The following is a 25,265-nucleotide window of genomic DNA, read 5'->3' as shown; positions in this document are numbered from 1 at the left end:
TCCAATTCCGCCTGATCTACCGTTGGCTAGCGTTCGGAACGGCCCCGAGGCCGTTGCTGCCGGCATCAAAGTTCCCATTGCTGAGTGCATCGTAGCGATTGATACTGCCCTCGGGTTATCCCATCGCCAGCATTTCGGATAAAGATGCCGCCAGTCCCTGCTCACCCGAATTGTCGACCGCCATCTTCTGAAAAACGGCCGCCATCCCATCAAATACTCTTGCACCAGGCGCATTCGCGCCGAGGAAGGCGGCGATCTCTTCCATCTCGGCCACCCAGCGATAAGCCTTCGGATACATATCAGGAATGCTTGTCGAAAGCTTCGCCAAAAGCTGGGGCTGGCTTTCAGCCAGTTCGGACATGAGCGCCCTGTCAGCTCCGCTCTTTGCCGCAGCCAAGAGCATCGTGGTCGCCAATCCAATCAAGCCTTTGTTGATGCCCGCATAGCTCATCTTCAGGCCAGAGGCTGCACCCAAGCCGCTATCTATCAAACGAGCATCGAGACCGTATTCCACGAGGACCGGGACAACCTGCCCGGCTGCCCCGCTGACATAGAGGCGTGGGCCGTACTTGCCCGGCTCCGGCGGTCCACCGATGATACAGCCATCCAGCACGATCGTGCCGCTTTGATCGGAAGCATCAGCAACCTTGGCCACCGTCTCTGGCGACACGGCGTTGCAGTCAATAAAGACGCCGACAGACTTCTCTGCACGCGCTAGCCTGCCTATCTGTTCGGCTACAGCCAATGCCTGTGATGGCGGAACGATGGACAGAATGATGTCCGACGCCAGCAGTGCTTTTAGATCAGCGTCCTTGATCCCCGAAGCCGTCGCCCGTTCTCGTGTTTGAGCCGAGCGACCTTCAAGGTGAGTGACGATCTCTGCGCCCGAGCAGAGCAGTGTCCTGGCCACAGCACTGCCCATCGCACCCATTCCAATCACTGCGATCTTCGTCACGGCATCTCTCCAGCGTTCTTGTTCATCTCGAAACTAGAGGCGCCAGAGTTTGGTGCAAGCGTGGGGAACCGGTCTTGTCAGCTAAAGGACATTCGTTTTAGGGCAAAGATCGCCGTTAGACCATGTCGCGGAACAACCTTGCGAGATTACACATTCTATTGAAAACACGAACCGTCGGATCGGATCGATCTTGGAAGCACCACCCCTGCAACGAAAACTCGCCGCGATTTTGGCCGCGGACGTCGAGGGTTACTCGCGGCTGATGCATGTCAACGAAGAGCGAACCCTTGCAATACTCACAAGCCATCGGACAGTGGTCGATGGGCTGATTGAAAGTGCGAACGGCCAGATATTCGGAACGGCCGGCGACAGTGTCCTTGCCGAATTTCCAAGCGTCGTCCAGGCGTTCAACTGCGCGATAGCAATTCAGCTTGCCATCGGCCGCGCGAACGCCGATGAGGCGCCAGATCATCAGATGAATTTCCGCATTGGCATCAACATCGGAGACGTGATGGTCAAGGATGGAGACATTTTTGGCGATGGTGTCAACATCGCGGCGCGCCTTGAGGGCTTAGCCGAGATTGGCGGAATCTGTGTGACGAGGGGTGTTCGCGATCACCTCCGCGATCGGGTCGCGGCCAAATTCGAGGACATGGGGGAGCATAGCGTCAAGAACATTCCCCGGCCTATTCGCGTATTTAAGGTGTTGTTTGACCCGGGCTACGACCCCATGCTGTCAGTGCCGAAATCCATCGACTCGCCGTCGAAGGACGCGACAATGGTCGTTGAGGGCGACGCCGCCGAGGTGGCGTTCTGGGAGTCGATCCGCGACGACGATGATGGTGCAGAGCTTCGAATCTATCTTGAGCGCTATCCAAACGGAACCTTTGCCGACCTCGCCCGGACACGCCTTGATCGTGGCCCGACGACCAGCGAGGATCCCGCAGTGGAGGTGTCGTTTTGGGAAAGCGTTCGCGACAGCGGCAATCCGGAAATGATTGAAGCTTATCTTCGACGCTATCCGACCGGGAAATTTGTAAGCCTTGCTGAGATTATTACAGGTCAGAAGTCGCAGTGAGGACAAAAGCTCGATTGCACGATGGGCAACATGCGAGGATCGATCGAGATGACGTCTTATCGCTTCAAGACTTCATTACTCCTCAAAATCTAACAGATGCAGCAACCTGCATGGAATGCATGCGTTCGTACGACAGTGATCGTGAGCGACGATGGAACATCAGAGGGGTTGGCAGCATTAGGCGCAATGATGAAAACATTCCTTCTCAACTCCGTCATCTCCCTCGCGTCGGTGGGAGCAGTTCACGCTCAAGATTTATCGCGCGAGGTGATTAATAACGCTGATCTCTCATCCTTCTCGTCTGAGATTAGCAAGGAAAGCGCGCCGAACGACCAGCCCGATCCCGTGACCATTTACCTTCAGGTGTTGCTAGATCGTGCTGGCGCATCTCCGGGGGTCATTGACGGACTGGATGGCGCAAATGTTCGGAAAGCCATCTCGGGATTCGAAATGCTGCAGGGACTTCCGGTCGACGGGAAGTTGGACGCTGACGTTGTAGCGCGTCTTTCCGATGATAAGGGCGTCGTCGGGCCCTACATCATTTCCCCTGATGACGGCGACGACATCGTTGCAGAGATTCCGAAAGACTACGCCGAACAGGCAAAAATGACCCATCTAGGGTACACCAGCATCGCCGAAAAATTGGCTGAGCGTTTCCATATGGACGTCGACCTTATGTATGCGCTGAACCCGACAGCGCAATTTGTCCCTGGCGAAACGTTGTCCGTGGCCGTAATCGGCGCTCCCCGAACAGGAAACGTTAAGCGGATTGAGGCGCATCGCAAGGCAGGCGAGCTTGTTGCCTACGATGCGAACGACAAAGTCCTGGCCATATATCCCGCGACAATTGGCAGCGAGGATAATCCCTCCCCTTCAGGCAAGCACAAGGTCAACGGCGTGGCTCGCAATCCGCCATATGTCTACAATCCCAAAATCAACTTTCAGCAAGGCAAGAACAAGACGAAACTCACACTTCCGAGCGGTCCTAACAACCCGGTGGGCACCGTCTGGATCGATCTTTCGGAACCGACCTACGGCATCCACGGTACGCCAGAACCGTCACTGATCGACAAGGCCGGCTCTCACGGATGTGTCCGGCTTACGAATTGGGACGTCGAAGAGCTGAGCAGCATGGTCAAACCTGGGGTCATTGTCGAGTTTGACCAGTAGAATGTTGGCGACGCTTATGCCGCGGCCTGGGTCACCTAGCTTAAATCGCCCTATTGTCAGCATTGAGCTGTGTTGAGTGCCTTGATAGACCGCAGCAGCCGTGGTGAAAAAAGGAGGTCGGCGATGATTGCTGACCTCCTTACCTCAGAGGGCCCTAAGGAAGGCCAGTGACGGCATAAAGAAGTATTCTCCACCCTTCATGGTGACGGCTCGCTGCACAGCGGGTGTCGTCATCAGGGCAGCGGGATTTCCCCACTCAGTCGTTCCCTCCATGTCTGGGCGTTGGCCGTCACTCGGCATCTGGCCGATAACGGGGTCGACACCGGGCGAAGGAAAGCCGGCCGGCACCCGTGGGAAACCTGGGTTATTCGCCCAGTTCTTTTGCGTGAACTCGAACTGGTTGCCGATATCGCTGTTAAAGGCCATAAACAGAAGGCCGACGTTTTTGTCCGGCTTGTTGTCAATCCGGCCGTCATTCGGATTGTCAGTCCTGACGCCATAGGTCTGTCCTCGTCGCGCCATTAGGTGCTTGCGTTCACCATCCTGATCTTCGAACCCGCCCGACCCACGTGGATTGGTTTTCCTGATATGTCCGGAGAACGGACACTTCGCGCCGTTCTTGTCGCTGAAATAGTTGAAGTTGTTGGGCACCGGAGATTCAACTCCGTCTTCGAACTGCATAGTGACGGGGGTGCCGTCCTCAAAGCGGCCGACAACCATGGCTCCCGCTATTTCGTTTTCTGCACCGAAGAGCCGATCGGCCAGCTTCTCCTCTTCCTCCTTGAAGAGCCGAACATTTTGCTCGAGTTTGCGATAAACGAAATAGCTTCCAAAATGCACGGTTGGATCGGGGGCCGCCGGATCAGCGACGATGACCTGGCCAAGCGGGAAGTCGGGGTTCCAGTTTGCGGTCCCATCGGTCCCGTTCTCCTCGCCCTCGATATCTTCTGTGAGGAAGAGCGGCTGGCTGCGTCCATCGACATAGCCGAAATGCTCGATCCCTTGGCCGTTGTTGTTGTGCAGGCCCAACCCATCCTGCGAGCCGACAATTTTGACGCCGTAGGAGCTGTTGATCAGGTTGACGACTTGGTCGTGCGCAGCAACCTTTGTCTCGTTGAGCATATCTCCGATAAGGACAACGGCGTGAATGTCATCGCCAAAGTACGGGTCCCAGGTACTGGCATCGGGATCGTTTAGCTCGGACATCTGCATCCCGCTACCAAAGAGACTGTCGCCCGGTGTCTGGGTTATTCCGAGTTTGTCGTAGCCCTTCTTTGTGAGACCAACGCCGACATAGGGTGTTCCAGCCACAGGCGGCGTTGACTTGAACGCCTCGATTTCGTCCAGGTGTTGCTTGGCCGATTTCATCATCGAATTCGATAAAGTCTTGAGAAAGCTCTTCGAACCCGCTTGATCGTCGAATTGGAGAAAGAGTAGGGTCAAAAACTCCCGAACGTGAGCTTTTATGATGTTGGGTTGTAGACTATCCAGCATAGTTGCATCGTCGGGCGCTGCATTCTTCCAGGATATAGACGTGTTCAACGTTACTGACATCTTGCGCTCCTCCATTAGAGACGGCGCATGGAGGCTCTGACCATGTATTAGAGTCAACGCAACTATGATTTCTGGGTTTATATTTTCCAGTTGCAATGAGCGGGAAAGACCTAGCCCCCTTCGAGATTTAGGGGAATTTGACCTGATCTGGACCAAACTCGCGGTGTTGTCCCGGGGAACTTTCCGGCTGTCGCTCGGGGCATCGGCGCAATTCCGGACACCGAGATAGTGTTTAATCTACCTCCCGAGGCAGGTCTTTACGCACTTCGACCCAGTCCGCGAAATGGGGTTCGGTGTCCTCTGCCAGTTCTACAGGGCGCTTCATCTCGGGAAAATGACCTCCCTCGGCATGGTCTCCCCATCGCACAACGGTGGAGACGCGTTCCACCCATGAACGCGGAGGCATGGGCAACTCCTTTGCAAAAGGCGATAGGGGGCGGGCGTAGTGATCCGCTGGCCCGGTTGGAAAGACAAAGGATGTCCCCGGCTCTCCTTGCAAAGCCGCAATGACACTCCAGCGACCACATGGAAATCTCGGTCAGCAGTGTGTGCATACGGAACGCCTTTGGAGGTTTGGGCGTCCTCGTAATCATTATCACATTGACGATGTTTGGGCTGCGGTCTGAGCCAAATTTTTGCGCGATCCTATCTAAACTTTCGAAGCAACTCTTTTTGCCGAATGTTCGTCGAACGGTCCTGCAAGGAACCAATACAGGTCAACCCGCGTTTATGGGGCGCTGGCTTGTTCCTCTGCCGGCTATGTCACTCTCGCGACTCGCCCCGCCACAAGCGGGGCTTTCTTTTGAATTGCTGAAGCGTGACGACCGATGGCCGTCTCGGTCATGCCGGCCAAGTCGAGCTAGGCCGGTGCACTCAAGTGATTGGATCCACGGCGGTGACGCAGGGATTACGGTTTGCACTTGTCCCCCTTGCGATATGGGTGCGTTTCAGTTTCAAAATTCTACTAAAGCGCTAGTGACTTGAGGCGGTAGCCTGGTGCATCGACAGCGAGCGGCCTCGCTAAGGACCTAGACGGGGGAACCTTCACGCGACATGTTGCATTGTCACAATATGGGAGTGATGGAGGAGAGCATGAACGATCGGACAGCCGGATATCTGATCGCAGCTGAGGTCAGTGGATTATTCTGGATCGCGGCCGCCGTTGCAGCGTGGAACCTTTTTTGAACGTCACCACGGGGCAAAGCGGCGACAGCCATTGCAAGGTTGTCAGCCACGGAGGCCGGAGGCAGCAAGTGGACATCGAAAAACTGATCTTCGACGCGAGCGCGTGGGTTCCTAACAACCCTTCCCTTCCCGTTTTGCTTTACCGTGGCGTCTTCATCACCAAGGATGGATCGGAGGAGTTTGCGAGACTGTTTGCTTCGCATGGCTGGACGGGACTGTGGCGGAACGGTGTGTTTGACTACCAGCATTATCATTCGGGCGCGCATGAGGTGCTAGGCGTCGGCAAAGGCCACGCCAAGCTGCTGATCGGCGGGCCTGATGGGAACGAAATCAACTTGAGCGCTGGAGATTGTGTTCTTCTCCCAGCCGGCACAGGCCACATGCGGATTGATGCTAGTGACGATTTTGAGGTAGTCGGCGCTTATCCCAGTGGACAAGAAGCGGACATCCAAACTTCACCGCCTTCAAAGGCAGTTTGCGCCCGGATAGCCCGCCTACATCTGCCCGAGACTGACCCCGTGCAAGGGACCAGCGGTCCCGCTGTCGTCGCATGGTCACGGCTAATCTAGTTGGTTGGATGCCTGAGACTCCCTACTCCGAGGCTGTTTTCGGACCGAACGTCGCCAGATCTGGTCGGTTTGAAAGTTGCGATCGTTAGCACGTCTAAGGACTTCGATGGGTCGGCAACCCTTTGGCTTTTACGAATGCTTGACACTTGGAAGCTATCGTCCGTGAGCGCGATAGATAGTGCGTTCGCGTTTCTCTCCCTTAGGGTTCAGCATGACATCTCCCGCGATCTCTTTGTCAGCCGCGATCTTGATTTTAGCCCTTCTGGTGGCTGCAAACCCCTTTGGCCACGATCTTGTTGACCCGCAGACGACAGCAAGCATTGAGACCCACTGAAACTCCTATTTCTTATTGTCGTGGTCGACAGCTATTCAGTTGTCCGCATAGTCAATAATTCGAATTTCGAACCAATCCGTGTCCAATTTTTAGGAAGCAACGTCTCAAAATTGGTGAAGTGGCGTCTCTGCATCGCGGTCTGTCTTGCAGAATGCAGACCTTTCCAGCTGTTCGAAATTCTTGAATCTAGGAAGACTGAGCCCACAGCCGGGGCGCTCTGCCGGTCCAGCCCATATCTGGGGATTAGACCGACTTGCATAAAGGGGTAGTTTCATGGCACGAACCTGGAGCGACCGCGACAAAATGAACTCGATAACTAGGACCGGCTGCACCCGTGCTCAAGCTGCGCGTAGCGCGTTAACGAGCAAACTGGGATACCTGGCTATCGCCGCGCTGGCGATGTTGGTGTGGGCAAGCGAAGAAGCCCCGCTGTCTACCGAACACCTAGCCATGAGAGACGCTGCGGTCCGTCAGAGTCTGCACTGACGGAATCGAATGGGTGTGCGGCCCTGGGGCATGTCTACGCCCATCAGGCGCTAGCATCAGGGTACGCCCATCGTCGGTACTCGGTCTCCGAGAAAGCCGACGATAAGTACCGTAGACATATTCAAAGGCTGGCAGTCGATTTTCATGGCGTTTCTACTGGACACGCTGGAGACCGAAAGGCAGACGGGATGGTCGATTTCGTCGATCTAGACGACTGCGCCCGGCGTGGCCAACGCCGGCCTCGCCGGTAATAAATCAAACCATCCGCCAATCAGTCGTCGCGTTCGCCTTCGTCGCCTCCAGTGGATTGAAGCAATCTGAAGACCGCGTCTTGAACCTTGTCCGGCGATGCTGCGAAATATCTCAGAAGACGCTGGCCCCGTTTGGTCATGGCCAAGTCTGTCGACTTCGGACGCAGCGGAACCTCCTCGCCCGGACCTTCCCCCGATCCCTCTTCCAAGAAATAGAGGATCGAAACCCCGAAGAGGGCGGCGACGTTGTTGAGCGTCGTGGCTGCAATGCGGTTTGCACCACGTTCATATTTTTGAACCTGTTGAAATGTGATCCCAAGATGGTCGGCTACGACTGTCTGACTTAACCCAGCAGAAAGGCGCGCGACCCGCAGGCGCATTCCGATGAGGGCATCCATGTCGGTCACGCGGCGTGGGTTATGGTCTGGATTACTAACGTTAGCGATGTCGCGGCTCCCATTGGTTGAGAAAAGCCAACTCTATCAGTCGGCCCTCATTATGCGAGAGGTTTTGGTCGGTAGTCTTCGTTTTAGCCGCTGCCAGACGTTGACAGGCGTCGGCTCCTCGTCAAGTCAGCCGACGCTCGGCCGCCCAGCGCTGCTTCCAAGCGACCTGTTGAAGGCGACGGCTGTGGCCGGCGTGATCCTTATGATGTTCACGACGAGTTCGATTGGTTCGAGAATCTTCGACGAGTGCAAAAAGCTCCGCCTGTCACTACGCAATTCCATCGCTTGGCGAAGTGCAAAATCGCGTGAACCTTCCGAGGGCGCTTGTTGCGCAGATAAGGACGGCACCCCCGCCTATCGACCCGACGCCGTTGATCAAGTCCTCGATGATGCGTGGCGTTGCCTCGGCGTTTTTGCGCTGGATAGGTTCAGGCCACCTGACTGAACCCGCACGCAGCTACGGCCACGTGCGGAAAGATCGGCTGGCCGGCGCTTCACTCGCTCCGGTCCCGATGCCTTGGCGGTCACTTCGTTGAGGAAATGCCGGAAGCAAAGACATGCGGCCATCAAACTGGCCTAGACAAAAAAAGCCCGTCGCATTCCGGTGCGACGGGCTTTTGGCATATAGGGGTTTCGATCATCTTATTCTACTGCCCCGACCTAGTGATGGATAAAGAGATCCGCAGTTAATACCATTCAGCCAAAAGGCGTAGCGAGTGCAGAATAAATCCCACCCCCTATCTGTGCCTCACTTAGTTCGAGGCTGCGCGGTTCACTCGGTGGCCAGCGTTCTGTGTAGCGTCCACCGTATTGGCGGTGTCTTTGCCCATGCCGCGGATTGTGTTGCCGCAGCTAGAGAGCGCCACAGTCAACAGCGTTGCAGCGGCAATTGCAGTTATGATTTTCATGTGAGGTTTCCTTTGCACCTAAGGAAACACTAACTTCGCAAACCGCTCGAAGTTCCGGATCGGCCGTCTTTTACCAGCTTAAGAAGTTCACGATAAGTCCGCATTTCGAAGCGCGATGGTGACGCCATCAGTAAGCGCGACACCGGGACATTCTTTTTGGAACTGTTGGACTGCCTTTGCGATGCCGGCTCCAACAGATCTTGCAGACAATACCGCAAGTTTATGGACATATCGCTCGACGCCCTCGTGGGTGAAGACGACTTCGAGAATGGTCGTGTTCTCTCGGATATTGCGTATCACGTTCATTTACTCGGTTAGCGCAAAAAGAAGGCCGCACTCATTGGGGAGCGCGGCCGATAGATACCAGCTACTTCCTGGGGGAAAGAGCACAAAGCATGCTCGGCTTTGGTTAATTTTGAATTAACCGTTCCAGCCCATGGCGCGGCACTGCTTCTCCGCTACTTGTCGAGCGTCATCGAGGCTGTTGTACTTCCCCTGCAGTTCATACCGTCGCCCGTTGAACGAGAAGTAGGCACTCTTATCGATCCTGTTAAACGTCACCATCGGCGCCTGCTCTTTATCGCTCATGTGGGTCTTCCATTCTGTTGGTGACGATAAACCCGCATCGCACCCGTCTGGTTCCAGTACTTCCTCTATCAAGACGCGTTTTCCGGTCGTTAATGTGTTTCGGGGTTGAATAGGCTGTGACCGGCCAAGAACACAATTTACTTGTCCGATTGCCTTACGCATATTGATGGCAATCATTTCGATCGGCGTGAGCGGGATCATCAGCATTGCGGTCGTCCTCTGGCTTACAGAACCATGCCGAGCAGGAGGCAGGCTACGGGCGACAGGTCCAGATTGAAAGCGAACGCGGCAAACCGGAGCAAGACATACGCCGCAATGATTGCCACCGCCGTGAGGTTGCAGCGTCCTTGGCAGGTCACCTGGTCCTCTTTCCGGCCAACCGACTTTGATGGAGATCGTCGCCCGAGCGCCGTAGCCGCCGCTGTCGGAAAGCTCTCAGACTTTCCTTTTCATTGGGCAATGATCGCAGTGTCGACTATACCCCGATCCGAGAACATCAAGATTATTCAGCCGGCGACTCCCACTGCAGAGCGCTACCAACTGGTTGTACCAGCTCATTTCGCAAAAGGCCCTTCAAACTGAATAACGGTGCCAGCGGAAATCTCAGGAGAGCGAAGGCTTCAACAATGCGTCGAGGTTGTTCCTTTATGAACTCGACTGCGAGAAGACTCTCTTCTCTTCGTTTTACGGCACAACCGATGGAGTACTCGAAGTTGCCAATCACGATGTAAAAGTGTTCAGGTATTTCTGCAGAGACGCTGATTAGCGCTCCTCCCTGCGAGACCTCCAACATAACGGCACGACACGATGAAATCGGCTGCTTGAGCGTTTTTTTGTAAGCAAGCCGCACAGCGGCTTTGCATTTGAAGCGCTTGTGTTTTCTGGCATCTACTGGAGCAATCTTTGTTAAGTAATGCCTGTTCATGTCCAGAATCCAATTCATTTATGGACAGATACTGGTAACGCACGTGCAGGTGCGTCCATTGCTTCGCTCCCCATCCGTGCCAGGTTAATTGCGAAGCTTTCTGCGTCGGTTGGGATTCCGAATAGGTAGCCTTGGCCGACCCGACAGCCCATTTCGCCAAGCGTTGCACGCTGTACTTCCGTCTCCACGCCCTCCGCGACCACCGTCAGGCCAAGGGCGCGTCCCAGCTCGATAACAGCGCGGACGATCACCCGCCTGGCGGGTCTGGTTGCGAGTTCGCTGACAAACGTTCGGTCTATCTTGATTTCGGTAACTGGGAACGTCTCAAGGGAGCGCAGGTTCGAATAGCCAGTGCCAAAGTCGTCAACTGAGAGACCGACTCCAATCTGTCGCAGCTGCTGGAATGCGTCCATGACGCCGGGCGTATCGCTAAGGAACATGCTTTCGGTAATCTCGAGGGTCAGCCACTCCGGTTCAGCACCGGTCAGATGCAGGACGCGGTTTAGCATTTCAGCCATGTCATGCTGGAGAAATTCCCCGGCCGACACGTTCACGGAAAAGCGAAGTGCCTTGTCGCGGTGCGCGTTGATCCGCCGGGCGAACGTCGCAACTGTGGTCAGGCTCCGTTCGGTCAGATCAAGTAACAGACCTGATCGCTCAGCGGTCTCAATGAAGCCGCCGGGGAGTTGGCTGCCGAACAGGGGATGGTTCCAGCGAATCAAGGCTTCCGCGCCGAGCCACTCACCGGTGATTAGGTCTACTTGGGGCTGGAAGTGATACACGAATTCGTCGTTCGCGACCGCGACCTTCAACTCGCGTGTCATCCTGACGCGTCGGCTGGCTTGCTCGTGGTCGGACTCGCGAAACCGCCGCGGACCACCCAACGGATCAGATTTGGCTGCCCGAAGGGCAGTACCGGCGTTCCGGATCAATGAAATGGCACTGCCCACTGGCCTGCCTACAGCATATCCGATGGAGAAGCGCAGTGAGACACTGGCACCTGCCACCACGAAGTCGGCTGCGAGCGACGCGGAAACCAGCTTTACCGTCGGGTCTGCACTTGGTTCATCCTGGAGCTCGAAGGCGAGGGCGAACTCGTTCGCGCCCATCCGACCCACTAGTGCAGCGCCCATGTCACGCAGCCGCCGCCCGGTTTCACAGAGCAGAGCATCCCCGACGTCGAAACCGTATCCGGTGTTGAGATCATGAAAGCTGACAACATCCAGCTTCACAACCAGAAGGATCGTCTCGGCATTGGTTTCGAAGCGTCCCTCGGCGGCTTGGATAAATGATTGACGGTTCAAGCAGCCCGTGGTCCCGTCGAGGTTTGCGACACGATCCAGCGCTATATGCGCTTGGCGAAGCGCTGATACATCGCGCAGTATTCCGACGTAGAACAGTTCGTCCCCAACCCAGGCGGGCCTAAGACTAAGACTATTCCAGAAGGCCGAACCGTCCTTTCGATAGTTTTGCAACGTTTCGTCCACTGGCTCGGCCGCCCCGATCGCAGCGCGAATGCGAGCGATCTCGGGTTGCTCACGCTCATTGCCTTGCAGGTAGCGGCAGTCTTTGCCGATAACCTCGGTTCGAGAGTATCCAGTCAGATGTTCGAAGGCCCTGTTTACGTAGAGCAACGGCGAATTGGCACCTAAACGCTTTGCGATGGCGATCCCGTCCGTCATTTCCTCGACAAGTGTCGGAAGAATGGACCTGACGGCGTCAGCGCTCAGAGGCCCATTGTCGGCCGTGCCCCGCGCACGCCTCATGAAGTCCGGCTGTTTGAGTTTCTCAACTTCTTCCATGACAGAAACATGGACTGTGAGCCGAGGCGGGGCAACGTGCAGCCGGGGCCGTCTCAGGACAACCATCAACCGCTTTCGGACAAACTCGGTCTTGCACCTTCGCCAGACTTCCGGAGGCGATCCCTGTGGTCAGACGGTGTCAATCCGACACTCAAAACGAAGGCGAGCGCATCGCTTATTGCAATCCAAAACCACTTCTTTCTGCGATCGATATGATTGACAGCCGGCTCCTCAAAAAGAGAGCCCGCGACGTCAATCTGACATAGACGGATGTCCACAGCGCGACACCATCGCAATCGAAATTGCGGCGTTGCGCCAAAACCTCCCACGGCGGCTGTTTACCGAGATTTACTGGTAAAATCCCAGGCTCGAGCTCCCACTCGAGATGCCGTGGCACCACGACGGGTCCGAACGGCGCGGCATGAAGGCTTTCAGTCGCACCGCGGCTCATTCGGCAGACATATTCATCGGGAGGGTTTTCCGGTGGTAGATCGCCAACGCGCGAACCACGGGGTCGCCGGGACTAAAACAGTAACGCCGATCGGAGATCGCGCCGATTGGCGGGACGAAACATCAGGTGACGTCGAAGCAAAACGTCCTCGCCACAGCCTGCATGCGTTGTAACGCTCCAAGCTTCTTATGGCCGTCCGAATATAGCTAACGACTGTGCGCTGACAGCTTCGTCCAGTGGCGGTCTTGCCCCTGCGCACCACTCAAAGCACTTCCGTTCGCGTCGGCTGGGTGAGATGCCACTCGCGCGATCAGGGTTGGCAGACCCTTGAGAGCGTTAAGAAGCTTCGTCACGTGTATCAAAGTGACGTCACCTCCAATACCTTTTCGGCGAAGCCCCAAGCGGTGACGACAAAAGAGGATTGTTTGTGATCCGAATTGTGTAGCGTGGACGCGAAGGTTGCTGGGATGGCGAAGTTGCGGAGCAACTAGCACGAGCGGGCGCAGCCCGGCGGGGCCTCTTTTTAGTGCCGAATATTTGCCTGCCGCCGCTCACGGACACCACGCACTTGAGGAAATGGACGCAAGGCCCGGCGCGCGCTTTATAAAGTCCACCTGTTGGAGCTTCTCAATGTCTGCCATGACATAAACATGGACTCCGACCCAAGCTGGGGAAACCTGCAGCCGAGGCGGTTCCAGGGCAACCATCAGCCGTTTTCGGACAAACTCGATCTTGCTCCTTCGCCAGACGTTCGGAAGCGATCGCGGTAATCAGACGGCGTCACTCCGACATGCGATAGGAAGGCGCGGCGCATCGCACTTGCCGATCCAAAACCGCATCTTTCTGCGATCAACGTGATCGACAGCCGGCTCCCTTCTAAGAGGAAGCGTGCGACATCGATACGCGTCAGGTCGACATAGTCGGATGGCGTTATCCCAACCTCCTGCGAAAAGACGCGCGTGAAGTTCCGTGCGCTCATCGCCGCGATTTTCGCCAAGGCGGTGACCGAAAGGTCCGCTGTAGCATGGTTCAGAATGTATTCCTGGACTTTGCGTAGACGGCTGCGGTCGATTGCCTGCGCCGCCAGATGCACGCTGAACTGCGATTGGTCACCTGGTCGCTTCAGGAACACGACAAGCCGCCGGGCAACGTAAAGCGCCGCCTCGCGGCCGAGGTCCTCTTCAACGAGAGAAAGCCCGAGATCGATTGCGGCGCTGGACCCGGCCGACGTGATCATCGCACCGTCTCGGACAAAAACACGATCGCTTTCCACCTGCGCCTCAGGGAAGCGCTCGCCAAGCAAGGACGCGAACTGCCAGTGAGTGGTGACACGTCGGCCTGCGAGTAAACCGGCTTCGCCGAGCAGGAATGCCCCTGTGCATACGGAGCCGTAGCGCCGGGTCTCGGGGACGGTATTGGCCAACCAGTCGATAACCTGTCTGCCCGGGGAACGGGGAACGCCGGCGCTCCCGGCTACGAGCAACGTGTCTGGGTCACCTGGATACGCATCGAAAGTGCAATCGGGCAGAACCCTGAGCCCTGATGCGCAACGGATCGAGCCAGCTTCTTCTGCTGTGATGGCAACGTCATAGAAGTTCTTGCCAACACGGGCGTTTGCTTCGGCGAACACGTCCATGAGCCCGGCAAGTTCCAGTGAATGCACGTCCGTGGGCACGAAAATGACAATCCGCATGGGGATATCTTTCGCCGCGCGAGGACTCAAATCTCTCGACGAGCATTTTTGCGTCGACGCCGGTCCTGGCCAACGACAGTCGCACAGTGCCGCCAGGTCGTCAAAGTCAAACGCATCGAGTGATTGCCAACCGAGAGACGGTCCATCTCTGACATTTGCGAGGAAGAGATCCACAATGGCCGACTGCGGTCTTCCGCTTCGCGCCAATGCGGTCATTGGGCATGATGTTTTCAATGGCCGCTGCCGACCCTTGAATCACTTTGGCTGACTGAAGGAATTCGTTTACATTTTGGGGCAACTCGCGCCGGCCGGCGGCCTTTCGCGCCTCGCAGCCAACTGATCGGCCTCCATCGCAATTTGACCGCTTCCGACTTTGCCTGATTGGAGGAGCTTGAAGATCTCTTTTGAGAGAAGCGCGCATATCGAAAGAAGACCTGCTCTTTCAACGACGGACGCTCTGGCAGCTAGTCCACCGGCGCGCCGGCGTGGCGGCGCCACCTACGCCGACTGTCGAAGCCGCCAGATCAATAGTTGAGCTTCGGGTACCAGTCCGTGCCGCGTCCGGCCGGCGTCATGTCCAGTATATTCCAGAGGGGTGCGATATCGACAGCGCCTCGCGGATCCTGCCCGGGATCAGCGGCATCGGCAGGCATCTCGCCGTTGTAAAAAACGCGAACCGTGTTTCCGTCCTTCTGGTAAACGGTGAATGCCGGGTACTCATAGCCCTTGTCGTCGAGCAGTCCGAGGTCTCTGGCATAATCGTCGCCGACGGTCTCTATGAAATCGAGGTCGTGCCAGCCGCGCTCCATCGCAAACGCCCGCTGCCTCTCGACCGGGCTGCGCCCAAGGATCTTGAACGCAACCCGTTGCTTCACGTCGGCGCCGTTCCCATTCGCGCCGCCTAGGAAGTTCGTGCACATGGGGCAAGGCCTCTCGCGCTGCGGACCGAACATCCAAAAATAGGTCACCAAGGTGTGATGCTTTCCGAACAGGTCGGCCAAAGCCAGCTCGCGGCCATTTTCGTCCTTGAAACGATAGTCTTTCTCGACGACAGGGCCAGGAGGAAGCCGCATGCGCTGTTCTGCCAGTTTGGTAAGATATCGCCGGGCTTCGATCTCTTCCGCAAGGAGAGCCGTTCTCGCCGCGGCGTATTCGGCGGTTTCGTTCGGAAATCTGCTGACGCGCTTCGCTGCCAGTTCCGTTGCGGACCTTAACTCGCTCATATCATGTCTCTCCCTTGCTCCGCTTATTCACGTGACATGATAACTAGACGTATGAAGGGGGCCGTTGCCGACAAGGTCGATCCGATTTTTTCGACCGTTATTGACGGCCGCCTGTCATTCGTCGATGCCAAGCCGCATAAGACGTCGTCTTTGCCATGTGACGATTGAGATCAGGCGTGCCGTCATCCCACCACACCGGCCCCCGCTCGCCGAGCGCAATCTTCGCAGCATCGATCGCCTTGCGCACCGCACGCAGCCGCATATCGTCGTCGCCGGCTTCCTTTACCGCCCTTCGAGCAGCCATCAGCTCCGCCACCAAGCGAGTGCGCGTTTCTTCGGGGAGGCTTGGGTTCGTCTTTCGCCAGAGCCGGCCGCGCACAATGATGTATCGGCCGTCAGGTGTCTGTAGAGGTGTGTTCTGCGCTGCCATCAGCCGTGCACCAGGGCTGCCAGATCAAGCTCGATCATGACGGGCGCATGATCGCTCGTGTGTTCCCAGCCCCGAGGCTTCCTGCGCACTTCTGCCGATTGGAGTGACGAGGCGATGGCCGGGCTGAGCAGGAAGTGGTCGATCCGCAAGCCGGCGTCGCGCTCGAACGAGTTCCTCCAGTATTTCCAGAAGGTGTAGATGCGCTCGTGCGGATGCAGATGCCGGACGGCATCGGTCCACCCCTGTGCTACGAGATCCGCATAGGCCCGGCGGACTTCCGGCCGGAACAGCGCGTCGTCCAGCCACCGCTCCGGCTTGTAGACGTCGATATCCGCCGGCATGACGTTGTAGTCACCGGCCAGCACGACTGGCACCTCCAGTTCGAGCAGCTCCGCGGCGTATTCCTGAAGTCGTCGAAACCACGCGAGTTTGTAGTCCCACTTCGGGCCGGGGGCGGGATTCCCGTTCGGCAGATAGAGCGCCCCGATGAGGATGCCGTCGACGGCGGCTTCGATATAGCGGCTGTGCGCGTCGCTCGGATCGCCGGGCAGCCCCTTTCTGGTAAGATGGGGATTCTGACCTCGCGTCAGGATCGCGACGCCATTCCAGCTCTTCTGCCCGTTCCAAACCGCGCCGTACCCGGCTTTCTCAAGCTCTTCTCGTGGGAATTTATCATCGGCGGTCTTCAGTTCCTGAAGGCAGACAACGTCGGGCCTGTCCTCCTTCAGCCATTTCAGGAGGACAGGCAATCGGCCCAAGACGCCGTTCACATTGTACGTGGCAATTTTCAAAAAATCCCCCGATAGAGCGTTTGAGCCTGTCCGGTGAACATCGGCAGATCGTCGACCAGTGCCGACTATAGTCTCATCGAGTGGGTCGGGTTCGTCAACGCGTCGCTCCGAATACGAAGGCGAGCGCAGCGACGATTGCGACCGCCGCGATGGGACGCTCGCGGATCCGCGCCTCGATGTCCTGCACGTAACCGCGGACTTCGGACTTGGCGAGCGACTTGGCTCCCGAGGCGATTTCGCTTGCGGTGTCGCCCAGGCGATCAACGTCCCGTCCAAGAGCGCGAACGCCATCTCTCCCGGCGCGGACACCGTCGAACGCAGGACGACCTTCGCCCGTCGATCGGAGCGCCTCGTCGACCAGCGCATAGTCATCCTCACCTTCCGGCTTCTGCCTCACGCGGTCGGCAGCGTCAGTGTCTGTTCGACCGGAGGGCACTGTGGTGTGCGTGGCGGAAACCGGATCCGACGCGGGGAAGGTGTCTTCAAGCCCAGTCTCGAGATCGCCCTTCGAAGCTCGTTTGCGCTGGGCTTCCTGCTCGATTTCCATCGATCGTACCGCGGGGGAATTTTTAGGGTCTGGCATTTCCGTTCTCCTTTGTGGGGAAGGAAGTCCGGCGTCGTCCCTAAGTTCCATCGCGCCTAACAAACTTTATCTCACCTTTGACCTGGTGGTGCTAAACCAGTCCTTCGCCGCCGATCCTGCATACGCACAGACGACACGAACCAGCCGACCTATCATTTCCTAACACCCGACCACCAAGGCGTCCGGTCCGGGGGGCGAGCTACGTGTTCGAAACGGAACAGGGCCGCGTTGGAAGAGGCGCGAACGCCACTTGGGAGACGGCGGCCGGGCGTCTTCCGACCGCCGACTTCGACACGATCCGTCGGGGTTTGAGCAGAGCACACCAGTTTGCGCCCGCAGATTCTCGACGAGAAAGACAAAGCAAGCAATACCCATCTCTAGTAGCGAGGCGCATGAAGGCGAAACGAGGAGAGCCCAACAATGACGTTTGACCTTCAGGGCAGGTCAGTTCCCCAAAATCGGCCGCACACCACGAGGTAGCGCGCGTCCGGCGTTAGAGAGGCCCGAGCTCGTTGACGCTGCTGTTACCGGCTGCCCGGAAGGCTCTGGGGCTGATCAAGATCATCGATCGAATGGCTCTGGCTCATTCCGTCTTCCACCGGCCGGTCGCCTTCGCAAGCGTCTCACGGATGACCGTTGGGAGGTAGTCGAAATGTTCGTCCACCAGCTTGCACGAGCGAACCTTGGGTGAAGCTGGACCGGCCCTCCTCAGATATTGGCCGATGTCCGCGGAGGCGATGGTCGCCGCATCGGACTGGAATACCCCATCTTTCGAACCACCCGCCTGTTGGTCGCAGTCCGTGTTCCAGCCGTCCAACCACCGGAGCCGCGAGCTACTCTCGCGACTTGCCCCCAGCGCGGAGAGTCGTTTTTCGCGAAAAGCGAAAACGGCTCGCCGTCATTTGAACGGGAGAGATAATCATCCTGCAGCAGGCGTAATCCATATTGGCAAATTGTGAGAAAATCCGACCTTTAGCATGCTCAGACAATGGAAACGCTGCCGTCTCGCCTACGATTATCTTGGATCGTCGCCATCATGCTCTTCACCTTCGCTGGGATGTGGATGATCGATGAGTTCTTCATCAACGTCGAGCAAGAGGTTGAATATCTGCAAGACGAGGAGTGAGCAGGAACCTGTTTTGGTGCTGTTGTCACGCTTGCGTCACGCGACGCCGTTCACCTTTTGTGATTAATTATCCGCGCTGATGCGACCTGGCGGACCACCCGGGAGCATTTCGTGGGACGTACCTGTATGTCGTGGCGAGCTTTTTAATCATTCGCTCGCGCGATGCTGGAACGAATTCCTCTTCTCGGCCCTTTGTCATCAGGCTCCTGGAGGAGGACATGTGATGGTATGGCTGATTGGAATTTCGATTGGACTATCGTTGCCCTGGATAATTCGTTGGAACGCGCTTCTGAACGCCTTCTGTTTCAACGGACCAAGTTCAGGGTTCGCGCTCTGGGGGTTGATCAGCATCATCACGATCCCGATTTCGACCGTTGCAGCCTTCTTCGCCCGCGAAATGCTTTGATGGAACATCGGACGGGCGTGGAGGTAATCCGCACGCCATCACGGAACATTTGCCTCCAGGGTTGATTATAGCGCGCGAACAGAACCCATTTGCGAGATACACATGAAGTTAAGTGAGCTGACTGAAATCTATCGCCGCGGCGGGCGTAAAGAGCTTATCAGCGCCATGGAAGAATTCTCGCAAGCTGAAAAGGCCCAAATGCTTGAGGACATAGGATTGGCGCGGCGCATCGGCCCTGGGCGAGCTCAGGAGAAAACCGCGCTCCAGCCGCTGCTGCGCCTGCCCGCTGGAACAATTACTCTCTCCCAATGTTTCAGATGATCAAACGGAGAACATCGAAATGCACAGAACCATCAAGTTTATACTGATCGGGCTCGCTGCAATGAGCGGCCTGACGGTTGCTCCGGTTATCGCCGGGGCACAGGACATGGAATTGCGAGTCGGACCTGGCGGTGTCGGGATTTATGACCCTAATCGTGACGATGACCGATATGATCGCAGACGAGACCGAGGATGCGATCCGGACGACGCGCTTGACATTGCCCGTGGTGAGGGCCTTCGTCGTGCGCAGATCCTGCGCGTCACGCCCCGAAGCATCGTCATTCAGGGGTATACCCGTCGCGGCCCGGAGCGCATGCAGTTTGCCAACCGTCGCGGATGCCCGGAGATCACCCGGCGGTAAGGGAACGAAGCTAGGCATGAGCGCTGCGATGCTCTTGGAACTGCGTCTTTCAGTCAGCGCTCTATCCCCTATTGCAGGCTCCGGTTTTTGCTGGGGCTTTCTCTCTAGAACGAAATTGAGAGCACCGTCAGGCGCTGTACGACCCCCAGTCGTTCATTAAGTGGCCGCTGCGATTCCTGATATGTTCTTTGCCACTCATTTCCACAAGCAAATCGTTCGCTGATCTGGGTTTTCGACGTTACCGTCGAGGACGGCAAGCTGAGGGCGATCATGGAATACATTGATGCCTAGGCGCTTGACCGCGCATCAGCTTGGTGGTTCTTGCGCGGAAAGCGACTGGCGCGAGCAGCTGGTCAAAATTGGGCGTCGAAGAACATGCGCGGCTATCACAGTCTGCGAGGCTAAGGATGTGGGTTGTCCGCCGCCGATTGGGGCACGTCCAGCTCTATGGTGGCATTCGGCAAAGGACGGGCCGCCGCCCGCTCCCAATCTCGACGAACACCCAGAGACTGACAGCGGGGAACATCCTGGCGGCCAAACTGTTCCTGCAAGACACGAACATGGAGGAACTGAAATGTCTGAAGACCTAAAGGTTGGATTCACTGGGGCTCCGTCAGAACCTGCTACCGGCGTCCGTAAGGTCGCCAGTGACGCATTGGATGCCGTGAAGCGGGAGACGAGCGCCGTCGCGGCGGGCGCGGTCGATCACCCGCACACAGCCACCAGTCTTTTTCTCGGCGTGGGCGCACTGGCATTCGTGGTTGGTTATGTGTTTGGCCGTGGGTATGGGAATGACAGCTCCTCTTGGCGATAGCCGAGCTGTTAGGCTCCCCGCCTCGCTCCGCTCGGGAGCCGCGGGTTAAGGTCAGTCACCTGTCGCAAACATTGCAACAATGAGCCTCACCCGCTCGGCGCGATGCGAGGCCCTTATTCGACCGTGGCGTTCAAGCTCTGCCAATCCGTGTAAAGCTGCCCAGAAATATTCTGTCGCGACCTCGGGGTCAGAGCAAAACGGTTCCACGACGACCATCATAGCGCCAAATGTATCTCGCAGCACTTTGGGCGTATCGGACTTGGCGAATCGAAGGCCACTCGGCAGGACGAACATGGCTTCGTACAGAGCTGGCCTTTCGAAAGCGAATACGAGATAGGCCGTCGCAACGTCTCGGAGTGCGTCTATCGGAGGTGCGCCGTCGCGAACAGAGGCCCGCAACGTCGGGCCTAACTCCGCAAAGCCCTCGAGCGCGACCGCGCCGACGATCGCGTCGCGATTTTCAAAATGGGCGTACAGGACCGGCTGACTGTATTCGATCTCTTGTGCAAGGCGTCGTACGGTGACGGAAGCCCAACCATCACGTTGCGCCAGCGTTCGCGCCGCGGCGACGATCCGCTGTTCCCGTTCCAGTCTCTCACGCTCTTTTCGCTCGCTGATACCCATTTTTTCACCGTCGATCCATGCAGGAAAGACTTTAGCGACCCTAATTAATCAGGGCAATGGTTGACAATCTAGCATCGCTAGATTTAAGTTCATCGCTATCGTAACTGGGCGATTGAACCGAAGGGTCTTTCCAAATGTCCTACCTCATATCGTTTTCACCGGGCGATGCGGCGACGCTCGCGGCCGCTGCGGCATTTCTCGTGGGCAGCATCGTCAACGCCACCGCCCTTAAGACAATCCGCGATGAATTCGTCCGGTACGGATTTCCATGGTGGTGGTGCTGGGTTACCGCTTTGCTGGAATTCACGACAGCCATTCTCCTCGTCCTCCGTCCGACATTTGCGATCGGCGCTGCGCTAGGATCATGCATTATGATCGCCGCAATCTTCGCTGTCGTCCAAGCACGTGACCTCCGTCACACCCTGGCGCCGGCGGTCTTCCTACTTCTGCTCATGATCGCGATTACGGTCCAGGTCTCATAACCTCGGCGACAAGCCTTTAACCTCAACCACCATCAAACAGAAACACTTCGAAACCGCGCCGACTCCCGTCGGCGAGGCGCAAAAACACGGCTAAAGGAGCCAGGCATGACCGTCCACTCACCTTCAAGTATCGTCGTCGTTTATCATTCTGGCTACGGCCATACCCACCGCATGGCTGAGTCGGTCGCCAAGGGAGCCGGAGCAGCGCTCCACGCCATTGATGCCGAGGGTAACTTGTCGGAAGACGGATGGGCGGCGCTCGATGCGGCCGATGCCATCATTTTCGGCGCACCCACCTACATGGGCGGACCAAGCTGGCAGTTTAAGAGATTCGCCGATGCATCTTCGAAGCCATGGTTCTCCGCAAAATGGCAAGACAAGATTTTCGGTGGATTCACGAACAGCGCCAGCCTCAACGGTGACAAGCTAAACACGCTGCAATACTTCGTTCTTCTGGCGGGGCAACACGGTGGTTCCTGGGTCAGCCTGGCTATCAAGCCATCAAACATCAAGGCGTCGCTACGAAACGATGTAAATCGGATGGGATCGTATATCGGCCCGATGGCGCAATCCGACGCCGACGCGCCCCCCGAGGAGATGTCGGTCGGCGATCTTGAAACCGCACGTCTATACGGGGCGCGAGTTGCTGGAATTGCGCGGCATATGTCCACTCGATGAGTTCGACCGAGAAAGTTGGCAAAGCTCCGTACCCTTCCGCGCTATCCGCGGTAGGGTTTTGAGCAGCCACTCCCAAGGCCACTTGGGCGACACCCGACGGCCTATCTCAACGGCCGAGGTGGCTTAGCCCTTGGCCGCCTTGTCGTAGCGTACAGACGCAGCCTCGATGTGAGGCCCATTTTCGAGCGACCATGCGCAAAGCGCTTCGAACGGCTCGCGGAGCGAATGGCCAAGCGGCGTAATCGCATACTCGACGCCGATCGGTTGCGTTGACAATACGGTCCTTGTCACAAGGCCGTTTCGCTCGAGCCGCTTCAATGCATCGGCAAGCGCCTTGTGGGTGATTCCGTTCAGACGCCGTTTGATCTCGTTGAAACGCGAAGGTTTCGGGCAGATCACAGTGAGGATCAAGATTGTCCACTTGTCGGCGATCTTGTCGAGAACAGGACGCACAACGGTCATGTTGTTGAGAGCGCACTGAGAAAGGGTTTCGAGGTCGGTATACTGGTCCATATCTAAGCTACTCAAGGTGCGTAATTGATATCAGATTTACGACGTATATCATCTTCGGACCATCAATAGGAAGGCAGGACGTAGAATGGCCCGTATGCAGGACAAAGTCGCGCTCGTCGTAGGCGGCGCAAAGGGAATTGGTTTGGCGATCGCAAACCGGCTGGCTGCCGAGGGAGCGACTGTCTTCATCACTAGCCGTCGGATTGACGATGTCGAAAAGGCTGCCGCCGAAATCGGCGATAAGGTAGTGGGCATCTCGGCAAACGCAAGTTCTCCAGAAGACATGGTAAACGTCGTGACTCAAGTTCAGCAGGCGAATGGACGTATCGATGCGCTCGTCCTAAACGCCGGAATTTCAGAGCCCGCCCAAATTAGCGAGGAAACGGTTGAACATTTCGACCGTCACTTCGACGTCAACGTACGAGGAACGGTTTTCGCTTTACAGGCAGCTTTGCCGGCAATGCAAGAAGGGAGCTCAGCCGTGCTCATAGGTTCAATCGCGGATGTCGCTGGCATCCCGGCCTACGGCACGTACGCCGCGACAAAAGCTGCGCTTCGATCCTATGCGAGGACATGGACGGCCGAACTGGCCAGCAGGGGTATACGGGTAAATGTCGTCGCTCCTGGGCCTACTGATACTGAGATGATGGCAGCGGTGCCTGAGGACGTCCGCGAGGCCTTGATCGCGCCCATACCCTTGGGACGGATGGCACGTCCAGCTGAAGTTGCAGCGGCAACGCTGTTCTTGCTGAGCGACGAGGCGAGCTATATCGCCGGCGCTGAGCTGTGTGTCGATGGGGGCATGCGCCAAGTGTAGGAATTCTAACTGAACAAATTCGGACGTTCCAGCTCCGCCTGGAGCGTCTGACGCTCACCCAATCCTCTCCATCGTCAATTAAAATTCCGGCTTTTCACCTTCAGAATATCGATGTGCCATTCCGGTGTGCCGGGTCTTTACGGCCGCCCGATAAAACTGGGCGATTATGTGAACCTGTCGCCCGACCGCTGGATTGTCCGCTGGAGCAAATTGGGCGTGTCTGATCTTTGCTGATTTCGCAAGGTAGTCCGCCCGATGGGCGCCGCGATGTCGCCAAGATCTTCCGCATCGCGTGAGAGCGTGTTTTAAGCTGAGGATCCGGGGCCCGGTGGCGCAGCGCTCGGAGGTGGAGGCCGAAGATGCTGACAAAGCCGAGGATAATGCACCCTCCGACATTCCGGAGGAACGCCGATCAAGCTCGATGATGCCGGCATCCGCATCGATCTGAAGAGGATCCGGGGGGCCAAAAGTGATGTTAGTCAAGATCGGACGTTTGTTAGATTAAAAATGGACGGCATTTCACCTTAAACTGGACGGTCATTGATTTAAGAATGGCCGTATGACTGATCATTCGAATTCGAAGCCCCGACGCGAGCCTCTGTGCATCCGTCTGAGACTGAAGCCTGCCGTCCTCAGAGAGTAGCCATGGAGCGGGTCGCAAGGCCGCTAGCAAGCGGAAGGACGGGCGGTGTCAGGACGCCCGTTGGAGACCGATAGCAGCAACGCCCAGTAATCCACCACCGCCAACTGGCCTTGATCCAAAGCCAGGTGCTTGCTCCCCGACCCTATAGTTCAAGGGTTGGCGGCTTCAGTGATTGGCATCCTGCTGTTCATTCTCTGCGATGATCACCATGCCTGAATATGCCACGAGTGTACCGTCTCGCGTATGAAACGCTCTGCCGAAGGCCGCGACGGCTTGATAGGTGTGTTCAAAACTACGAACCCGGTAGACTTGCTGCTGCGGGATGTCCGCCACGATCGTATCTGTTATCGCTTTTGCCAGTGCTGGCCGGTCCTCGGGATGAACTTTGTCAAGGTAGGAATCAAGGGGTAAGCCGTGTTTGGCGTCACCTGGGTCGACACCAAAAAGACGAGCGACAGCGCCGTCAGCAAACACGAGATTAGACCGTATATCCCAGGTGTAGATGCCCGGCTCGCCCGGCAATTCTACGCCCACTTCAGTCGAGAATACTCGGCCAACTCCAATGGACATTGCTGCTCCCCTTGAATTGTTAAGGAGAAGCTAATGCTACGTCGAACAACTTCAAGACGCATGGACGTTGTGTCCAAACTATCGTTCAGCTCGATTTGGCTGCTAGACGATTTAGCATTTCAACCAAGTCCGACACCGATCTGGCATTTGATTTTTCTTGGATCACGTCATCAGACACATGTCCGTTTATTAGGCCAGAAAGCCGGTTCAAATGAGTTGATAGTGCAGATTGGTGAGACGTCTTCTTCGGCAGCGCCGACGCGCCCCTAGACTGTTCTAGGAGCCGTGCGAGGATCTTCTCAATACCGTGCCTCTTGGTGTTTATATCGGATAACATGGACGTGCCTCAAATCGGTGTGAAGTGTCCTTATATTCAGATCGTGACACTTATGCCAGAACAATAGAATGACATTCAATTTACCGGGCCTATCAATCTAGGGTCATTGACGGAGCGTCGGTTGAAATATCATTGGGAGCCTTTGGAACCA

24 protein-coding genes are annotated in these 25,265 nt (G+C 56.8%); 9 read left to right on the top strand and 15 right to left on the bottom strand.

The genetic code is table 11. The annotated features are described in order from the left end of the window. Positions 1 to 115 precede the first annotated feature (115 nt). Complete coding sequence (locus J2X43_RS17680; RefSeq protein ID WP_310295806.1) at positions 116 to 955, bottom strand: DUF1932 domain-containing protein; 840 nt, start codon at positions 953 to 955, stop codon at positions 116 to 118. A gap of 190 nt (positions 956 to 1,145) precedes the next feature. Between J2X43_RS17680 and J2X43_RS17675 the strand changes: the two genes are divergently transcribed. Continuing rightward, positions 1,146 to 2,033, top strand: a complete 888-nt coding sequence (locus J2X43_RS17675) for an adenylate/guanylate cyclase domain-containing protein (RefSeq protein ID WP_112444217.1) — start codon at positions 1,146 to 1,148, stop codon at positions 2,031 to 2,033. Positions 2,034 to 2,219: 186 nt separating this feature from the next. After that, positions 2,220 to 3,203 (top strand): L,D-transpeptidase, encoded by a 984-nt coding sequence (locus tag J2X43_RS17670; RefSeq protein WP_405049619.1) that lies wholly within the window; start codon positions 2,220 to 2,222, stop codon positions 3,201 to 3,203. 144 nt (positions 3,204 to 3,347) lie between these two features. Here J2X43_RS17670 and J2X43_RS17665 read toward each other — a convergent pair whose 3' ends face one another. Beyond that, a complete protein-coding gene (locus J2X43_RS17665) occupies positions 3,348 to 4,757 on the bottom strand; it encodes a peroxidase (RefSeq protein ID WP_112390510.1) in 1,410 nt (469 codons plus the stop codon). 1,253 nt (positions 4,758 to 6,010) lie between these two features. Here J2X43_RS17665 and J2X43_RS17660 point away from each other — a divergent pair. Then, on the top strand, positions 6,011 to 6,511 hold the full coding sequence (locus J2X43_RS17660; RefSeq protein ID WP_310295803.1) for a cupin domain-containing protein: 501 nt from the start codon (positions 6,011 to 6,013) through the stop codon (positions 6,509 to 6,511). A gap of 1,091 nt (positions 6,512 to 7,602) precedes the next feature. Here J2X43_RS17660 and J2X43_RS17655 read toward each other — a convergent pair. From J2X43_RS17655 to J2X43_RS17610, 10 genes are all read right to left on the bottom strand, one after another. Continuing rightward, positions 7,603 to 7,980: a helix-turn-helix domain-containing protein gene (locus tag J2X43_RS17655; RefSeq protein ID WP_112517533.1), complete on the bottom strand. Its 378-nt coding sequence runs from the start codon at positions 7,978 to 7,980 to the stop codon at positions 7,603 to 7,605. An 800-nt stretch (positions 7,981 to 8,780) separates the two neighbouring features. After that, entirely contained in the window at positions 8,781 to 8,936 is a 156-nt protein-coding gene (locus J2X43_RS17650; protein WP_112390507.1) for an entericidin A/B family lipoprotein, read from the bottom strand. Positions 8,937 to 9,356: 420 nt separating this feature from the next. Then, positions 9,357 to 9,731: a hypothetical protein gene (locus tag J2X43_RS17645; RefSeq protein ID WP_310295800.1), complete on the bottom strand. Its 375-nt coding sequence runs from the start codon at positions 9,729 to 9,731 to the stop codon at positions 9,357 to 9,359. A gap of 295 nt (positions 9,732 to 10,026) precedes the next feature. Further along, positions 10,027 to 10,449 carry a PilZ domain-containing protein gene (locus tag J2X43_RS17640; RefSeq protein ID WP_162702752.1) on the bottom strand — a complete coding sequence of 141 codons (423 nt, stop codon included), beginning with the start codon at positions 10,447 to 10,449 and terminating at the stop codon, positions 10,027 to 10,029. 14 nt (positions 10,450 to 10,463) lie between these two features. After that, positions 10,464 to 12,251, bottom strand: a complete 1,788-nt coding sequence (locus J2X43_RS17635; RefSeq protein WP_310295799.1) for an EAL domain-containing protein — start codon at positions 12,249 to 12,251, stop codon at positions 10,464 to 10,466. Positions 12,252 to 13,408: 1,157 nt separating this feature from the next. Continuing rightward, a complete protein-coding gene (locus J2X43_RS17630; RefSeq protein WP_310295797.1) occupies positions 13,409 to 14,395 on the bottom strand; it encodes a DJ-1/PfpI family protein in 987 nt (328 codons plus the stop codon). A 524-nt stretch (positions 14,396 to 14,919) separates the two neighbouring features. After that, entirely contained in the window at positions 14,920 to 15,618 is a 699-nt protein-coding gene (locus tag J2X43_RS17625; RefSeq protein WP_112444222.1) for a DUF899 family protein, read from the bottom strand. Positions 15,619 to 15,715: 97 nt separating this feature from the next. Further along, positions 15,716 to 16,048, bottom strand: coding sequence for a hypothetical protein (locus tag J2X43_RS17620; protein ID WP_112517526.1), 333 nt, complete (start codon positions 16,046 to 16,048; stop codon positions 15,716 to 15,718). Further along, positions 16,048 to 16,839 carry an exodeoxyribonuclease III gene (gene xth / locus J2X43_RS17615; RefSeq protein WP_310295794.1) on the bottom strand — a complete coding sequence of 264 codons (792 nt, stop codon included), beginning with the start codon at positions 16,837 to 16,839 and terminating at the stop codon, positions 16,048 to 16,050. The genes J2X43_RS17620 and xth overlap by 1 nt, the downstream gene beginning before the upstream one ends. Positions 16,840 to 16,933: 94 nt before the next feature. Next, positions 16,934 to 17,422, bottom strand: coding sequence for a hypothetical protein (locus tag J2X43_RS17610; protein WP_310295792.1), 489 nt, complete (start codon positions 17,420 to 17,422; stop codon positions 16,934 to 16,936). 988 nt (positions 17,423 to 18,410) lie between these two features. Between J2X43_RS17610 and J2X43_RS17605 the strand changes: the two genes are divergently transcribed. From J2X43_RS17605 to J2X43_RS17595, 3 genes are all read left to right on the top strand, one after another. After that, on the top strand, positions 18,411 to 18,548 hold the full coding sequence (locus J2X43_RS17605; RefSeq protein ID WP_162702750.1) for a hypothetical protein: 138 nt from the start codon (positions 18,411 to 18,413) through the stop codon (positions 18,546 to 18,548). A 508-nt stretch (positions 18,549 to 19,056) separates the two neighbouring features. Continuing rightward, positions 19,057 to 19,275 (top strand): hypothetical protein, encoded by a 219-nt coding sequence (locus J2X43_RS17600; protein WP_310295789.1) that lies wholly within the window; start codon positions 19,057 to 19,059, stop codon positions 19,273 to 19,275. A 19-nt stretch (positions 19,276 to 19,294) separates the two neighbouring features. Continuing rightward, complete coding sequence (locus J2X43_RS17595) at positions 19,295 to 19,636, top strand: hypothetical protein (RefSeq protein ID WP_112390497.1); 342 nt, start codon at positions 19,295 to 19,297, stop codon at positions 19,634 to 19,636. 865 nt (positions 19,637 to 20,501) lie between these two features. Here J2X43_RS17595 and J2X43_RS17585 read toward each other — a convergent pair. Further along, positions 20,502 to 21,074, bottom strand: coding sequence for a TetR/AcrR family transcriptional regulator (locus tag J2X43_RS17585; RefSeq protein ID WP_112390494.1), 573 nt, complete (start codon positions 21,072 to 21,074; stop codon positions 20,502 to 20,504). A 134-nt stretch (positions 21,075 to 21,208) separates the two neighbouring features. Here J2X43_RS17585 and J2X43_RS17580 point away from each other — a divergent pair, with 134 nt between their 5' ends. After that, positions 21,209 to 21,556, top strand: coding sequence for a DoxX family protein (locus J2X43_RS17580; RefSeq protein ID WP_310295784.1), 348 nt, complete (start codon positions 21,209 to 21,211; stop codon positions 21,554 to 21,556). Positions 21,557 to 21,661: 105 nt separating this feature from the next. Next, entirely contained in the window at positions 21,662 to 22,234 is a 573-nt protein-coding gene (locus J2X43_RS17575; protein ID WP_310295782.1) for a flavodoxin family protein, read from the top strand. 123 nt (positions 22,235 to 22,357) lie between these two features. Here J2X43_RS17575 and J2X43_RS17570 read toward each other — a convergent pair whose 3' ends face one another. Continuing rightward, complete coding sequence (locus tag J2X43_RS17570) at positions 22,358 to 22,747, bottom strand: helix-turn-helix domain-containing protein (protein ID WP_112390491.1); 390 nt, start codon at positions 22,745 to 22,747, stop codon at positions 22,358 to 22,360. An 85-nt stretch (positions 22,748 to 22,832) separates the two neighbouring features. Between J2X43_RS17570 and J2X43_RS17565 the strand changes: the two genes are divergently transcribed. Then, positions 22,833 to 23,564 carry an SDR family oxidoreductase gene (locus J2X43_RS17565; protein WP_310295780.1) on the top strand — a complete coding sequence of 244 codons (732 nt, stop codon included), beginning with the start codon at positions 22,833 to 22,835 and terminating at the stop codon, positions 23,562 to 23,564. 808 nt (positions 23,565 to 24,372) lie between these two features. On the opposite strand, the gene J2X43_RS17560 is transcribed toward J2X43_RS17565, so the two are convergent. Further along, positions 24,373 to 24,777 (bottom strand): PAS domain-containing protein, encoded by a 405-nt coding sequence (locus J2X43_RS17560; RefSeq protein ID WP_310295778.1) that lies wholly within the window; start codon positions 24,775 to 24,777, stop codon positions 24,373 to 24,375. Positions 24,778 to 25,265: the final 488 nt, after the last annotated feature.

Origin of the sequence: Rhizobium sp. BE258, assembly GCF_031457345.1 — a bacterium.
In the GTDB taxonomy this organism is placed as follows: domain Bacteria; phylum Pseudomonadota; class Alphaproteobacteria; order Rhizobiales; family Rhizobiaceae; genus Rhizobium.
This window is presented reverse-complemented; position numbering and strand designations above follow the sequence as displayed.

Coding starts and splice junctions, on each gene's coding strand:
- J2X43_RS17610 (WP_310295792.1), bottom strand. CDS start 17,422: ATGCCAGACCCTAAAAATTCCCCCGCGGTACGATCGATGGAAATCGAG.
- J2X43_RS17585 (WP_112390494.1), bottom strand. CDS start 21,074: ATGGGTATCAGCGAGCGAAAAGAGCGTGAGAGACTGGAACGGGAACAG.
- J2X43_RS17565 (WP_310295780.1), top strand. CDS start 22,833: ATGGCCCGTATGCAGGACAAAGTCGCGCTCGTCGTAGGCGGCGCAAAG.
- J2X43_RS17645 (WP_310295800.1), bottom strand. CDS start 9,731: ATGCTGATGATCCCGCTCACGCCGATCGAAATGATTGCCATCAATATG.
- J2X43_RS17600 (WP_310295789.1), top strand. CDS start 19,057: ATGAAGTTAAGTGAGCTGACTGAAATCTATCGCCGCGGCGGGCGTAAA.
- J2X43_RS17635 (WP_310295799.1), bottom strand. CDS start 12,251: ATGGAAGAAGTTGAGAAACTCAAACAGCCGGACTTCATGAGGCGTGCG.
- J2X43_RS17560 (WP_310295778.1), bottom strand. CDS start 24,777: ATGTCCATTGGAGTTGGCCGAGTATTCTCGACTGAAGTGGGCGTAGAA.
- J2X43_RS17570 (WP_112390491.1), bottom strand. CDS start 22,747: ATGGACCAGTATACCGACCTCGAAACCCTTTCTCAGTGCGCTCTCAAC.
- J2X43_RS17595 (WP_112390497.1), top strand. CDS start 19,295: ATGCACAGAACCATCAAGTTTATACTGATCGGGCTCGCTGCAATGAGC.
- J2X43_RS17625 (WP_112444222.1), bottom strand. CDS start 15,618: ATGAGCGAGTTAAGGTCCGCAACGGAACTGGCAGCGAAGCGCGTCAGC.
- J2X43_RS17605 (WP_162702750.1), top strand. CDS start 18,411: ATGGAAACGCTGCCGTCTCGCCTACGATTATCTTGGATCGTCGCCATC.
- J2X43_RS17580 (WP_310295784.1), top strand. CDS start 21,209: ATGTCCTACCTCATATCGTTTTCACCGGGCGATGCGGCGACGCTCGCG.
- J2X43_RS17670 (WP_405049619.1), top strand. CDS start 2,220: ATGATGAAAACATTCCTTCTCAACTCCGTCATCTCCCTCGCGTCGGTG.
- J2X43_RS17650 (WP_112390507.1), bottom strand. CDS start 8,936: ATGAAAATCATAACTGCAATTGCCGCTGCAACGCTGTTGACTGTGGCG.
- J2X43_RS17665 (WP_112390510.1), bottom strand. CDS start 4,757: ATGTCAGTAACGTTGAACACGTCTATATCCTGGAAGAATGCAGCGCCC.
- J2X43_RS17640 (WP_162702752.1), bottom strand. CDS start 10,449: ATGAACAGGCATTACTTAACAAAGATTGCTCCAGTAGATGCCAGAAAA.
- J2X43_RS17630 (WP_310295797.1), bottom strand. CDS start 14,395: ATGCGGATTGTCATTTTCGTGCCCACGGACGTGCATTCACTGGAACTT.
- J2X43_RS17620 (WP_112517526.1), bottom strand. CDS start 16,048: ATGGCAGCGCAGAACACACCTCTACAGACACCTGACGGCCGATACATC.
- J2X43_RS17655 (WP_112517533.1), bottom strand. CDS start 7,980: ATGGATGCCCTCATCGGAATGCGCCTGCGGGTCGCGCGCCTTTCTGCT.
- J2X43_RS17575 (WP_310295782.1), top strand. CDS start 21,662: ATGACCGTCCACTCACCTTCAAGTATCGTCGTCGTTTATCATTCTGGC.